Annotated in this window: 9 protein-coding genes; 5 read left to right on the top strand and 4 right to left on the bottom strand. The window is 48.7% G+C overall.

Annotated features, from left to right (window positions below; all coding sequences use genetic code 11):
• Positions 1–346: 346 nt before the first annotated feature.
• The 5 genes from cobA to cysC all read left to right on the top strand — a co-directional run bounded on the left by cobA (position 347) and on the right by cysC (position 6,131).
• Positions 347–1,177 (top strand): uroporphyrinogen-III C-methyltransferase, encoded by an 831-nt coding sequence (cobA, locus tag CF168_RS16480; protein WP_089068377.1) that lies wholly within the window; start codon positions 347–349, stop codon positions 1,175–1,177.
• Between the two features lie 77 nt (positions 1,178–1,254).
• Positions 1,255–2,163 carry a sulfate adenylyltransferase subunit CysD gene (cysD, locus tag CF168_RS16475; protein ID WP_011623816.1) on the top strand — a complete coding sequence of 303 codons (909 nt, stop codon included), beginning with the start codon at positions 1,255–1,257 and terminating at the stop codon, positions 2,161–2,163.
• Positions 2,164–2,293: 130 nt separating this feature from the next.
• Positions 2,294–3,736, top strand: coding sequence for a sulfate adenylyltransferase subunit CysN (gene cysN, locus CF168_RS16470; protein WP_089068376.1), 1,443 nt, complete (start codon positions 2,294–2,296; stop codon positions 3,734–3,736).
• 3 nt (positions 3,737–3,739) lie between these two features.
• Positions 3,740–5,464 (top strand): SLC13 family permease, encoded by a 1,725-nt coding sequence (locus CF168_RS16465; protein ID WP_089068375.1) that lies wholly within the window; start codon positions 3,740–3,742, stop codon positions 5,462–5,464.
• A gap of 49 nt (positions 5,465–5,513) precedes the next feature.
• Positions 5,514–6,131 carry an adenylyl-sulfate kinase gene (gene cysC / locus CF168_RS16460; RefSeq protein WP_089068374.1) on the top strand — a complete coding sequence of 206 codons (618 nt, stop codon included), beginning with the start codon at positions 5,514–5,516 and terminating at the stop codon, positions 6,129–6,131.
• Here the strand turns inward: cysC and CF168_RS16455 are convergent.
• The 4 genes from CF168_RS16455 to CF168_RS16440 form a co-directional block, all read right to left on the bottom strand.
• The gene (locus CF168_RS16455) at positions 6,123–8,003 is read right to left on the bottom strand and encodes a sensor histidine kinase (protein WP_240520034.1); all 1,881 of its coding nucleotides are present in this window, start codon (positions 8,001–8,003) and stop codon (positions 6,123–6,125) included. The genes cysC and CF168_RS16455 overlap by 9 nt on opposite strands.
• 14 nt (positions 8,004–8,017) lie before the next feature.
• Positions 8,018–10,252 carry a GGDEF/EAL domain-containing response regulator gene (locus CF168_RS16450; RefSeq protein ID WP_089068372.1) on the bottom strand — a complete coding sequence of 745 codons (2,235 nt, stop codon included), beginning with the start codon at positions 10,250–10,252 and terminating at the stop codon, positions 8,018–8,020.
• A gap of 140 nt (positions 10,253–10,392) precedes the next feature.
• Entirely contained in the window at positions 10,393–11,232 is an 840-nt protein-coding gene (locus CF168_RS16445) for a TIGR03899 family protein (protein ID WP_089068371.1), read from the bottom strand.
• A gap of 146 nt (positions 11,233–11,378) precedes the next feature.
• Entirely contained in the window at positions 11,379–12,584 is a 1,206-nt protein-coding gene (locus tag CF168_RS16440) for an MFS transporter (protein ID WP_089068370.1), read from the bottom strand.
• Positions 12,585–12,630: the final 46 nt, after the last annotated feature.

The following is a 12,630-nucleotide window of genomic DNA, read 5'->3' as shown; positions in this document are numbered from 1 at the left end:
AATCCTGCCAGAGAGTGACGCAACTGGCGCGAGCTTGCGCCCATTTTTATGTGCTAAAGAGACGCTTGAGTAGAATTTTTAGCAATAACATAGTGCGGTTATGTGAGGTGACGCAAGTTTTGATTGCCGATATATTCGGCATGAAATCCTGTTTTATTTAATTATTTCATTTGCTTAAACGATTTTTCGGCCATTGGCGTTTTGGTTACCCTCACTTATAGTTAACAGGCTTAATTCGCAGCGCTTTTGTTATTTCTTTTTGGTATAACAATTAATGATTTTATATTTATTAAGGAATATAACTAGGGCTATATTGCTACACATTGATCTCATATCGGGGAATGTGATGGAAATTTTATCTTTACCGGGCCAAAGGGCGAAGGGCAAAGTCTGGCTTGTTGGCGCAGGCCCCGGAGACGTTGAGCTCTTAACCCTCAAAGCCTGGCGCATTCTCAAGTCCGCCGATGCAGTGCTATACGATGCGCTTGTCAGCCAAGATATCCTCGATCTGATCCCTAAGGATGCAGAGAAGATTGCCGTCGGCAAACGTGCTGGTAAGCATAGTGCTGCGCAAGATGAAATTAATCAGTTACTGGTGACAAAAGCCTATACCCGTAAAAACGTGGTACGCCTCAAGGGCGGCGATCCGTTTATTTTTGGCCGCGGTGGTGAAGAATTACAAACCTTAGTCGAAGCAGGCGTCGAATTTGAAGTGGTTCCTGGCATTACCGCCGCCAGTGGCACTTCGGCCTATGCGGGCATTCCATTAACTCACAGGGATTATGCCCAAGGGGTGACCTTTATCACTGGCCATTGTCAGCTCGAAAGCCGCCCGATGGACTGGCAGGGTTACGCTAATCCAAACAATACCTTAGTTGTGTATATGGGGATTTTAAATGCAGGCATTATTCGTCAAGGATTAATCGATGCTGGCCGTAGCCCACAAACTCCAGTGGCGATTGTCTCTAAGGCGACCACTCAGTCGCAGCAGCGTTTTATTGGTCAATTAGATTCACTCGAACAGCTTGCGGCCAATCCGCAACTGCAAATGCCCGCCCTGATGATTATTGGCGAAGTGGTTGCGCTGGCTGACAGCTTAAATTGGTTCCAACCTAAGGGTGAAGGCGAGTCTGCGCTCGATACCGCAGATGCCGCCAAGATTGTGGCAAAAATTTAGTTAAATCAGTTAATTTTTAATAGTTAAGTTAAATCCAGCTGCCTGTTGCAGCCCATTTTAGGTAAACGGAGAAGAGTATGGCCGGGCGTGAATTAAGCCACTTACAACAACTGGAAGCCGAAAGCATTCAGATCATTCGTGAAGTCGCTGCCGAATTCGATAATCCAGTAATGTTGTATTCCATCGGAAAAGATTCTTCGGTGATGTTACACCTTGCGCGTAAAGCTTTTTATCCCGGCAAGATCCCATTCCCCTTGTTGCACGTGGATACGGGCTGGAAATTCAAAGAGATGATCGCCTTTCGTGATGCGCAGGCGAAAAAGTTTGGCTTTGAATTATTAACCCACACCAACCCAGAAGGCGTTGCACAAGGGATTAACCCCTTCGACCATGGCAGTGCCAAGCACACTGACATCATGAAAACCCAAGGCTTAAAACAAGCCTTAAACCAATATGGTTTCGATGCCGCATTTGGTGGTGCACGCCGCGATGAGGAAAAATCCCGTGCGAAGGAGCGGGTGTATTCGTTCCGCGATCGTCACCACAGATGGGATCCTAAGAATCAACGCCCCGAACTGTGGCGCACCTATAACGGCGCGGTGAATAAGGGCGAAAGTATTCGTGTCTTCCCTTTGTCTAACTGGACCGAACTCGATATTTGGCAATATATCTACCAAGAAAACATTGAGTTAGTACCACTGTATTTTGCCGCCGAGCGCCCAGTGGTTGAGCGTGGTGGTCAGTTGATTATGGCCGACGATGAGCGCATGAAACTCGAAGAAGGCGAAACCATCAAGCATGAGGTGGTGCGTTTTAGAACCTTAGGTTGCTATCCATTAACGGCGGCGATGCATTCGCAGGCAGATAATCTCGAAAAAATCATCGAAGAAATGCTGTTAACTCGCTCGAGCGAACGCCAAGGGCGGTTAATTGATTCGGATCAGAGTGCATCGATGGAGCAGAAGAAGCGCCAAGGTTATTTCTAAACCAAGGCATTTCTAGCGCAGGTTGAGAGACAGATTAAACCGATTTCGTGAATGTCCCGATGAAGGCTTTTAGAGCAATCAAGTACCAGCGACTTCACGAACAGTTGAGCAAGATAAGAGTGAGATAAAGATGGATAAAGCGGTCAATAAAACCAATCGTATGGCGGCAGAAATTAGCCAGCACGGGGTTAAAGAATATCTAGCCCAGCAACAACATAAAGGTTTGTTGCGCTTTTTAACCTGCGGCAGCGTAGACGATGGCAAGAGTACCCTGATTGGCCGTTTACTGCATGACAGCGCGCAGATTTATGAAGACCAACTCGCCAGCTTAAAAAATGATAGCGCTAAGATGGGCACAACGGGTGAAGCCATCGACTTGGCTTTGCTGGTAGATGGTCTGCAAGCCGAGCGCGAGCAGGGCATTACTATCGATGTAGCTTATCGTTATTTTTCAAGCGATAAGCGTAAGTTTATTATCGCCGATACCCCAGGCCATGAGCAGTACACCCGCAATATGGCGACTGGTGCTTCAACCTGTGATTTAGCAGTGATCTTAGTGGATGCGCGTTACGGCGTGCAGACTCAAACTAAGCGTCATGCCTTTATTGCCTCTTTGCTGGGTATTCGCCACTTTGTGGTTGCGGTCAATAAGATGGATTTACTCGGGTTCGATGAGCAAGTATTCAATCGTATCCGTAATGATTTCAGTGAGTTCGTAAAAGATTTTGGTGACTTAGATATCCACTTTGTGCCCTTATCTGCACTCAATGGCGATAACGTGGTTGAGCCGAGTTTGCATACGCCTTGGTATCAGGGCGGCACACTGCTGGAGCTACTCGAAACCATTGATACTCAACGTGAACTGAGTGCCTTACCCGTGCGCTTCCCTGTGCAGTATGTGTCGCGTCCAAATCTGGATTTTCGGGGTTTTGCCGGTACTTTAGCCTCTGGCGTGATTAAGGTGGGGGACGAGGTGGTTGCGCTACCTTCGGGTAAGCGTAGCAAGGTTGAACGTATCGTGACCTTCGATGGCGATCTCGCCGAAGCGACGGCTGGTCAAGCCGTGACTATCACCTTGGAAGGTGAAATCGATATTTCCCGTGGTGACTTACTGGCTCTGCCAGAGAGTGCGCCACAGGTTGCCAACCAAATCGTGGCTGACCTAGTGTGGATGGATGAAAAGCCATTACAACTCGGCCAGTTATACGACATTAAAGTCGCGGGTAAGAAGACCCAAGCCTCTGTTACGGCCATCGACTATGTGGTTGATGTGAACACGCTTGCGCGCAGCAGCGCCGACACTTTAGGGCTCAATGCCATCGCCCGGGTGACCTTAGAGCTGACCGAAGATATCGTCTTCGATGCCTATTCTCTGGTGCGTGATACCGGCGGCATGATCCTGATTGACCGTTTATCCAATGCCACTGTGGCGGCGGTGATGGTGGTATCGGGTCAGCATGTGAACAAGCAAGTATCTTCACAATTTAGTGCCTTTGAAATCGAGTTTAATGCACTGGTGCGTAAGCACTTCCCGCATTGGCAAGCGATTGATATTTCAAAGCTTGGAGCCTAATACGTGAGTGACTTGTGGCTATTAGCTATTGTGTTGTTTGGATTAGTGGCTGGCTTAATCGCCGGCCGCATTAATCCCGCTGTGTTGTTTTTATTTGCTTTTTTACTCTGTTACCTCCAAGGAATGGTATCACTCGACACGGCGCTCACTAGCTTTACCAACACAGGTTTAGTCACACTGGTGTTATTGGTACTGGCGGCGACGGCGCTGGAGAAAACCTCACTGCTGGGCAAGTTAAGCCAAGTGATTGGTAACAGCTCGCTTGCGGTGACGATGGCAAAACTGGGATTTTCAACGGCGCTGCTGTCCTCTTTTACCAATAACACCGCCGTTGTCGCGTCTTTGATTGGAGTGGTGCGCCGTAATCAGGCTCACGCTCCAGCTAAGTTGTTACTGCCACTTAACTATGCGGCGATTTTGGGCGGCACGCTGACCTTGATTGGCACTTCCACAAACCTTATCGTCAACTCGTTTGTCGAAAACGCTGGCTTGCCAGCACTGGGGTTCTTTGAGTTCACCCCTGTGGCCACGCTGATTGTGCTCTTAGGCATAGTGCTGCTGATTGTACTGGCCAATACCTTGCCCGACAGGCGGGATGAATCGACTGAGGAAGCGTTGCCCTATCTGCTAGAAGCGCACGTAGCCAAAGGCTCGTCTTTAGTCGGTCGCAGCGTGGTGGATAACAAATTAAGAGCCCTGAAAAAACTCTATTTAGTTGAGCTTGAGCGAAGCGGCATTTGTATCTGTCCTGTTCCGCCCCAGTTAGTGTTACAGGCGGACGATGTGCTGCGTTTCAGTGGCGCGGTGGAGTCGGTGGAGTTGTTGCATCAATTCGATGGTCTCGATTGGTTTGGTAAACATCAAGCTAAGGGGCAAAATCTGGTCGAAGCCGTGTTAGCGCCTTCGTCGAGTCTGGTGGGCAGCACCTTAAAAGAATCCCGCTTTCGCGAACAGTTTGATGCGGCGGTGATGGCGATTCGCCGTGGCCATCATCCGCTAAAGGGCGGCTTGGGCGATATCGTATTACAGCCTGGCGATGTGTTGCTGTTGACGCCGGGTGATGGGTTTAGTGCTAATCCAAAACTCGGTACCGAATTTGCGGCGGTGAGCGGACTCGATTTGAATGTGCGTTTAGACACTAAGCGTAGTCGTATCGTGTTAGCCGGATTTGTGTTGACGATTGGCCTGAGTCTGGCGGGGATTTTACCTTTAGCCAAAGGACTCGTGCTGTTATTACTCAGCTATTTTGCCATTGGCGCCGTGACCTTATCTGAACTTAAGCGCCGTTTTCCGCTGGAATTAGTCGTGATTGTGGGCAGCGCTTTGGGACTGGCAAACCTGATGATGAGCACAGGTCTTGCCGATGGTTTAGCACAGGGGCTGCTTGGTGCTATCAATGGCTACGGGGTGTTTGGTGCCTTTGTGGGCGTCTATTTAGTCACATTGCTGCTGACAGAACTCGTGACCAATAATGCCGCAGCGGCCTTAGCCTTTCCGATTGCCTATGCGGTAGCGCTGAATTATGGCGTCGATCCTCGGCCATTTATCATGGCCGTGGTGTTTGGTGCCAGCGCCAGCTTTATTTCGCCCTATGGTTATCAAACCAACTTGATGGTGTTTAATGCGGGGAACTATCGTTTTAGTGACTTTGTGCGTTTAGGGCTGCCCTTATCCCTGCTGTATTCGCTGATCGTGATTTTTATGGTGCCAGTTATCTTTCCGTTTTAATGATTTTTTGTCTTAGGTTGTTACTCAACCTAAGGTTTGAGGAGTGTTTATGAGCAATATTGTGTGGCACCAACATAGCGTTGACCAAGCGGCCAGAGCCAAACTTAAGGGACAAAATCCGGTATTACTCTGGTTTACTGGGCTGTCTGGTGCGGGTAAGTCGACTTTGGCTGGGGCGCTTGAGCGTGCACTGTTTGAGGCGGGCTTTCACACTTATCTGCTCGATGGTGACAATGTTCGCCACGGTTTATGTAAGGATCTGGGCTTTAGCGTTGCCGATAGGGATGAAAACTTACGCCGCGTCGGCGAAGTGGCAAAACTCATGGTGGATGCGGGCTTAGTGGTGTTATCGGCCTTTATTTCACCGACCCGTGAGGAGCGCGATAGCATACGTGCGCGCTTCCCGACAGGGCAGTTTATTGAGATCCATGTGTCAACACCGCTTAGCGTATGTGAGCAGCGCGATCCTAAGGGCTTGTATGTTAAGGCTCGTCGCGGTGAGATCAGTAACTTTACTGGTATTTCATCTCCCTATGAGGCGCCGCTCTCGGCGGAGCTGACGATTGATACCAGCAAAGGGGATTTAGCCTCGCAAGTACTCGCCTTGATTGACTATTTGACCGCGATTGAAGTCATTAATCCAGATAAAGCCAAAGCCTTAGCCTAAGGTCATTTTATGGGATTCGGGGGCATTTGTTGGTAGCGTTAGCGTAAAACAAGTGCCTTTTCCCTGTTCACTCGTCACCTTGATATACCCGCCAAGTAACTGCGTCACCAGTTGATGCGCCAAGTGTAATCCTAAGCCTGTGCCGCCTTTACCTCGGCGAGTCGTAAAGAAGGGATCGAAGATCTGCTTCAAGGTCGCATCATCCATTCCACAACCATTATCGGTGACGGTAATAGCAATGAAGGCATCTTCGAGACTGTAGGCCGTGATGTAAATCTGGCCGTTAGTGACGTCGTCAAATGCATGAATGAGGGCGTTGGACACGAGATTTTCGAGCACTTGGCCAAGGGCGCCAGGGTAGCTGTTTAATTCAATCTCAGGCGCAATATCGATGTTTAACTCATGGGATTGTTTCTTCATCCTCAGCCATGAGGTGTGCAGCATATCTTGAACTAAGCCTGTGAGTTTAAAGACGCGCCGTTCTTCCCCAGTACGGTCGACCGCTAAGCGTTTAAAGCTTTTGACTAGCGAGGCGGCGCGCTCCAAGTTGGCTCTGACTATCTCTGCGCCTTCATTAAAGTGCTCAAAATACGTATCTACATCGGAACGTTTAAGGCCGGTCTCGAAGGCAGACTGTAATCGAAGACATTCATTCTTCATGCTCGATAGGGTCATTAAAGATGCGCCCACAGGGGTATTTAACTCATGGGCGACCCCCGCGACCATCATCCCGAGTGAGGAGAGTTTGCCGGTTTCAATTAATTGCTGCTGGGTGTCGTGCAGGTGTTGTAAAGATTGTGCCAGCGCTTTATTGCTGCTTGCCAGTCGTCGCTGTTGCTCGGTTAAATCGTCGTGGAGTTTATCCCGTTCATACATAGATTTAGCCGCGCGCCAACAGACTATGCTGCCGAGGATTAACAGCAAGAGCCCAACACTTGAGGCTTCGAGGATACATTGGAAGGTTATGTGATCTAACACAGCAGGAGAAATATGGGCAACCAGATGCCAATTGGGCAGTGAGGTATGACCAAGTTTTTGCACATTTTCATAGTCCCAGAAGCCTTTCGAAGTGGTAAAGGCAAGTTCGGTATTTTTGCTGATGGCTTGCCACGCTTCGGGATAGTTATTGCCAAACTTTAAATCTTCTCGACCATACATAAACCCCCATGCCATTTGTGGCTGCGGCGCCAATAACCAGTATCCGTCGGCGTTTAGCATCGACAGTTCGACTCCGCCTTTAGCTGTGCTGGCAATGGCGTCTAACAGGGTTTGGGCGAGAAAATTCAGCGCAATAAATCCTTGCCTTTCCCCGGAGGCTAAAAACACTGGGGTGGTGATACGCAGCATAGGTTTAATCGGGGTTTCAATGACTTTGTTTTCAACGTTTAAGTCTAGGGGGGAGAAGTAAAACGTATCGGGTTCAAGCGCCAGACTCGGTGCTATGTAGTAGCGCCCCTGTTTAGATTGTAACTCTGTCTGCGGCACAATTTGGGCGACTTGGTTGATGAGATTAATGCGTACCTTTTCCATGGCGTCGTTATCGAGCCAGCGCACTTGGTCATATTGCTGTGACGCCTCACTGAATGCCTTAAAAAAGTGTTCGACGGTACTGAGATCGGTATTTTTGCCCGAAGCGGTATCGAGAAGAAGTTGATATTTAGCGAGAAACAGCGCATCCCGTTTAAGGCTGCCCAAATAGTAGGCTATGGTTTGGTTGGCATCGGCCAGCACCATCGCCGCCTGTCGCGCTAAAGGCGTCATCGCTTCTTCATGGCGTTTTTGATAAAGCACGAGACTTAGCAAGGGTACCAAGAGTAACCAAGGCAACATCAGTTTTAGCCAGTAGCGACTAAGCAGTTGTAAGGGCGTCATGGTTTTGCTCAATATCATTCGATAATGCGTTTTTGGAAGTTGGCCAACCAAATGAGTAGTTCTTTGAGTGGCATTGGTTTCGCGTAAAAATAGCCCTGGGCATCGTGGCATCCTCGATGTTTCAGCCAACGTGCTTGCTCTAGGGTTTCAACACCTTCGGCGATCACATTCATCTTAAAGCGCTCCCCGAGCAGGATTATGCTGTCGACAATCGCCGCGGCACCATCATCCGTGGTGACATTATCGATAAAGGATTTATCAATTTTAATGCGATCGAAGGTGAGTTTGCTGAGGTAGGCTAGCGATGAAAAACCAGTGCCAAAATCATCGATGGCGACGTTAATATTCATATTACGCAGGGCTTTGAGTTGCTTATTAATTACCTCAAAATTCTGCATGGCAATCGACTCTGTGACTTCAATTTCAATCTGATCACTGGCAATTTGTGCCGCTTGGATATCGGCATTGAGCTGATTGACGATTTGCTCTTGCTCAAACTGCATCGCCGAGAGGTTAACGCCAATCCGCAGATTCGGGTAACCCGCCTCGGTTAAGGCATGCATGGCTTGGCAAGATTGCACAAATAATTGTTTACCAAGTTTTGTGATCAGCCCCGTAGCTTCGGCGATGGGAATAAAGCGCAAAGGGGGTACGCTGTCGCCATTGGGCAAGGTCCAGCGCGCCAGCGCTTCAACACCCACGACTTCCCCCGTTTGTAACGACACCTGTGGCTGCAGCGCGATATTGATATCTCCTTGGGTGATACCAAGTTGTAAGGCCTGCAGTAATTCAAAATGTGTTGCGACATCATCTTTAGATGGTTGATACGTCACATGTTGACGTATCCCGAGGCTCTTGGCCTTTTTCAGTGCCATATTCAGCTGGGTGATGGCGGCGACAGCATCCCCTTCGGCGAGTTCCAAAGGCAAGGTAACTGTACTGATATTGACTGTAATACAGGAGGTACCCTGTTGGTAGGGGGCGACAAACAACTGCTCAATTAGAGCGGCTGAAACTAAATGTTTAGGGCCTAAAATGGCAAATTTATCATCCTTTAAACGGCTGACCAGCACGCTGGCGTCGAACTGATCTTTTAGACTATTTGCCACATGCTTGAGCATGTTGTTGCCATGCTCTGAGCCAAATACATGGTTGAAGTCTGAAAACTTATCTATGTCTATGAGTAGTAAATTAAATTTGTCGCGAATGTCTTCCTTCAAAATGCCATCCAGTGTGCGGATAAGCACATTGCGATTCGGAATTTTCAGTAAGGGATCTTCAAAGGCGATTTTATCCAGTTGGCTCATTAGCGATACGCTGTGCAGGCCACCGCAAATGTTCATGCTAAAAACACGGATAAGCTCGGTTTCGGTCGCATCGAGTAGTCGCCCCGTGGCGAGGTAAACGGCATAGTCATTACCGGCAAGCTCGCCGGGGAAAAACAGGCAGGTATATTGCGACTCGATTCGGGAGTGTTTGCTGCTTAGACACAACTCGAGTTGGATGCGGATATGTTGCTGTTCGAGCTGCTGTAAGGCTTTACCGTAGTAGGATTCAAACTCTCCTGAAGCGCCAATGATTTGATGCATATGGCCAAATTCATGCAGATCGTTAATGGCTTTAACACAGACTATGCCGCCCGAGGGTAAATTTAGCAGAATTGCCAATTGTTGAAGCATTTTGCTCGACAGTTCTTTGATATTGCGCGAGGTGTAGAGGGCACCGCTGGACTCGGCAATTAACTGCAACCCGCGCTTTGCATTAGCGATATTACTGATCTGCTGATAGGAGCGCAGGTTAGTGGTCAAGATGGTTTGCAGACGGTCGGCGGAAAGCTCGGATTTAGTCCAATAGTCATTGATATCATAATCACGCATCACGTTAAACACGGGCGCCATACCGGGTTGCCCTGTGAGCAGAATAATGCGGATTTTCTCGTTACCGAGCACTTCCCTGATGCCACGCACGAGTCTGAGGCCTGCATCTTCGGTTTCCATCACCACATCGACTAAGGCAATGGCAAAGTCGTCTTCATTGGCGACCATCTGGCAGGCTTCTGCGTAACTAAATGCTTGGGTTAATTCTATTTTTGCGCCAAGAATGGTGAGAGTGGACAAGGCGAAAGCGGTAGAGCGTTGGAAGTTAATATCATCGTCTACCGTGAGAATTTTGACCGCTTTCGCCGCCTTTACCGTGGTACTGGGTTCGGGTTCATCTAAGAAGATAATGTCTTGCGATTGGCTGACCATATTCTCTTTCCTTGAGATGTCGAAACATCCTTATTTACCCAGTTTAGAATTGAGTGTTTTTTATACTCAAAGTATTTGCGAGACTCAGGGGTAATTCAAGAAAAGATTTCGTGGTCAGACATATAAGTCTGTTTAAGTGATTACTCTATTTTAAAATCCTTCGCAAATAGCGCCTGTAGCGCCTTCAGGTAATCTTGGTCTTGTTTGGGTAGCACTAGTTGCGCCAGTTCATCACCAATCGGGGTTAAGCGATAGTAGCTAAACAGCAAGTTACCACTCTTTGGGGTGAGCTTCATTTGGATGCCGGGTATGGTGAGTTGGATGGGGGTTTTACTGTTGAGTAGGCCAGTTTCAAACTCGCTGCTGTGCAGGATCCCCGCATCGACTAAGGTGAGAATGCTGGAGTAGGGCAGACCAAATTGGGATAAGCCTAGGGTGACACTGGTATTCTTACGAAAATATTGGCCGAGTCCGCCCGTGAGCCGATAGCCGCTGATCAGCTTTAAGCGCTGCTCATTATTCACTTTGGCTGCCATACCTAGGGCTTTCTCGAGGATTTGCGCTTCCCTATGGGTCAATTGTTTTAATAGCGCTAGGGTGCGCAGGCTAAAGTTGCCCGGGTTGACGATTTCACTGGAGAGGATACGGGCCCACAGATCCTGCATTTTGCGGTTGTGGATTTGCTCCGCCATCAAAAAAAATTGATGGCTCCAGTCGGGATCCAGATCGACCCCAGTGACATCCGACGGGGTGTAACTCAAGGCGAGGGCGAAAATGGTTTCGACATTGGCTTGATACTGGCTGGCGAGTTTACGCTCCCTATGTTGCGCGCGTTCGGCAATTGAGGCATTGGCGGGGCGATATTCCTGCTCACTGGCGAGCCCGAGTTGGCGACCCAGTACCAGCGCTTTTTTACGGGCCGAGACCTCGGCTGCGGGAGCCGCTTCATCCGCAAGCATTAAAATATCTGAATCCTTCATGCCTTTATCCTGTTTGACCTATTTGTGTTGGCCCTATTTTTGTTAGCTCGTGGGATCAAGTTGACCCCACGAAATGCTTCCAGCTTAGTCGATTGCAATCCTTAAGTCTCTGCGCTGGATTGCTTTTATTACGCTGCGGGCACTTTTTAACTGTCGAGACTCGGTTTTTCGATAGATTTAGCAGACCAAGCCCAATTGGTTTCATTCCCAGGTGACGGATGGCGCGGCACGTTGAGTGCCAATACTAAGGAACAGACCGCAAATCCAGCGCCAATGTAGAAGACGAGGGCGGGATCGCTCAGCCACAGCAAGCCCAAGAGCACAGGGATAATCACCGCAGCGATATGGTTAATGGTAAAACTGACCGACATGGTGGCCGCAATATCTTTGCTATCGGCAATCTTTTGAAAATAGGTTTTCATGGCAATTGCCATCGCAAACAGCAAATGATCAATCACATAGAGGGCGGCGGCCATATGGGGTTGCTCGACAAGCGCGTAGCTGACAAACACAAAAAATAACCCAATGTATTCCACCGTGAGGGCGTTGCGCTCGCCAATTCGGCCAATTAGGCGACCAATGGACGGCGCAAACAGTAGATTGACCACATAGTTGATCAGGAAAAGTGCGGTGATTTCACTCACTGTATAGCCGAATTTCTCGACCATCATAAAGCCTGCGAACACCATAAAAATCTGCCGACGGGCGCCAGAAAAGAAGGTTAACAGGTAATACAGCCAGTAGCGTTTACGTAGGATGATTTTTTTGTGTTGCACTTCGTGGGTATCAAACTGTGGGTAATACAGACTCATGCTGATCACCATCAGCAGGCCTAAAACACCAATAATCAAATACATATGCCAGTAATCGAGTTTAAGCCAAGTCATGACAAGCCAAATACTGCCATAGCCGACTAAGGCCGCTGCCGAGCGCCATGCCAGCGCTTTACCCATAAAACCAGCGGTATCTTGCTTCGCGACCCATTGCAGGGTGAGGGATTGGTTAATGGTTTCAAAGTAATGGAACCCAACCGACATCAATACTGTGGTGAGGTATAAGCCCAATACCTGCGGGAAAAAGCCGGTAATCGCCACGCCAATGCAGAGAAGGGCTAATGACAACAGGGCGAAGGCCTGCTCGCGCACTAACAGCAATACAAAAATAGCGGTAAAGGCCAAAAAGCCGGGGATTTCCCTTAGGCTTTGCAGCATACCGATTTCAGCGCCAGTGAATTGGGCTTTTTCAATCACGAAGTTGTTCAGTAGGGCTTGCCAAACGGCGAAGACGAGCGACATAACAAACGTCATCCACAGCAGCAGTGCTTTGGGATCTGCGTTTTGAGTTGTTTTCATGGGTAGGGTACTCAGGCGATAAGTGAACAAATGCTAATGCTTTTGC

The organism is Shewanella bicestrii, from assembly GCF_002216875.1.
GTDB classification, from domain to species: Bacteria; Pseudomonadota; Gammaproteobacteria; order Enterobacterales; family Shewanellaceae; genus Shewanella; species Shewanella seohaensis.
This window is presented reverse-complemented; position numbering and strand designations above follow the sequence as displayed.

Excerpts from the sequence above, each read along its gene's own strand:
- CF168_RS16455 (WP_240520034.1), bottom strand. The coding sequence starts at position 8,003 with ATGACGCCCTTACAACTGCTTAGTCGCTACTGGCTAAAACTGATGTTG.
- cobA (WP_089068377.1), top strand. The coding sequence starts at position 347 with ATGGAAATTTTATCTTTACCGGGCCAAAGGGCGAAGGGCAAAGTCTGG.
- CF168_RS16440 (WP_089068370.1), bottom strand. The coding sequence starts at position 12,584 with ATGAAAACAACTCAAAACGCAGATCCCAAAGCACTGCTGCTGTGGATG.
- CF168_RS16445 (WP_089068371.1), bottom strand. The coding sequence starts at position 11,232 with ATGAAGGATTCAGATATTTTAATGCTTGCGGATGAAGCGGCTCCCGCA.
- cysD (WP_011623816.1), top strand. The coding sequence starts at position 1,255 with ATGGCCGGGCGTGAATTAAGCCACTTACAACAACTGGAAGCCGAAAGC.
- cysN (WP_089068376.1), top strand. The coding sequence starts at position 2,294 with ATGGATAAAGCGGTCAATAAAACCAATCGTATGGCGGCAGAAATTAGC.
- cysC (WP_089068374.1), top strand. The coding sequence starts at position 5,514 with ATGAGCAATATTGTGTGGCACCAACATAGCGTTGACCAAGCGGCCAGA.
- CF168_RS16450 (WP_089068372.1), bottom strand. The coding sequence starts at position 10,252 with ATGGTCAGCCAATCGCAAGACATTATCTTCTTAGATGAACCCGAACCC.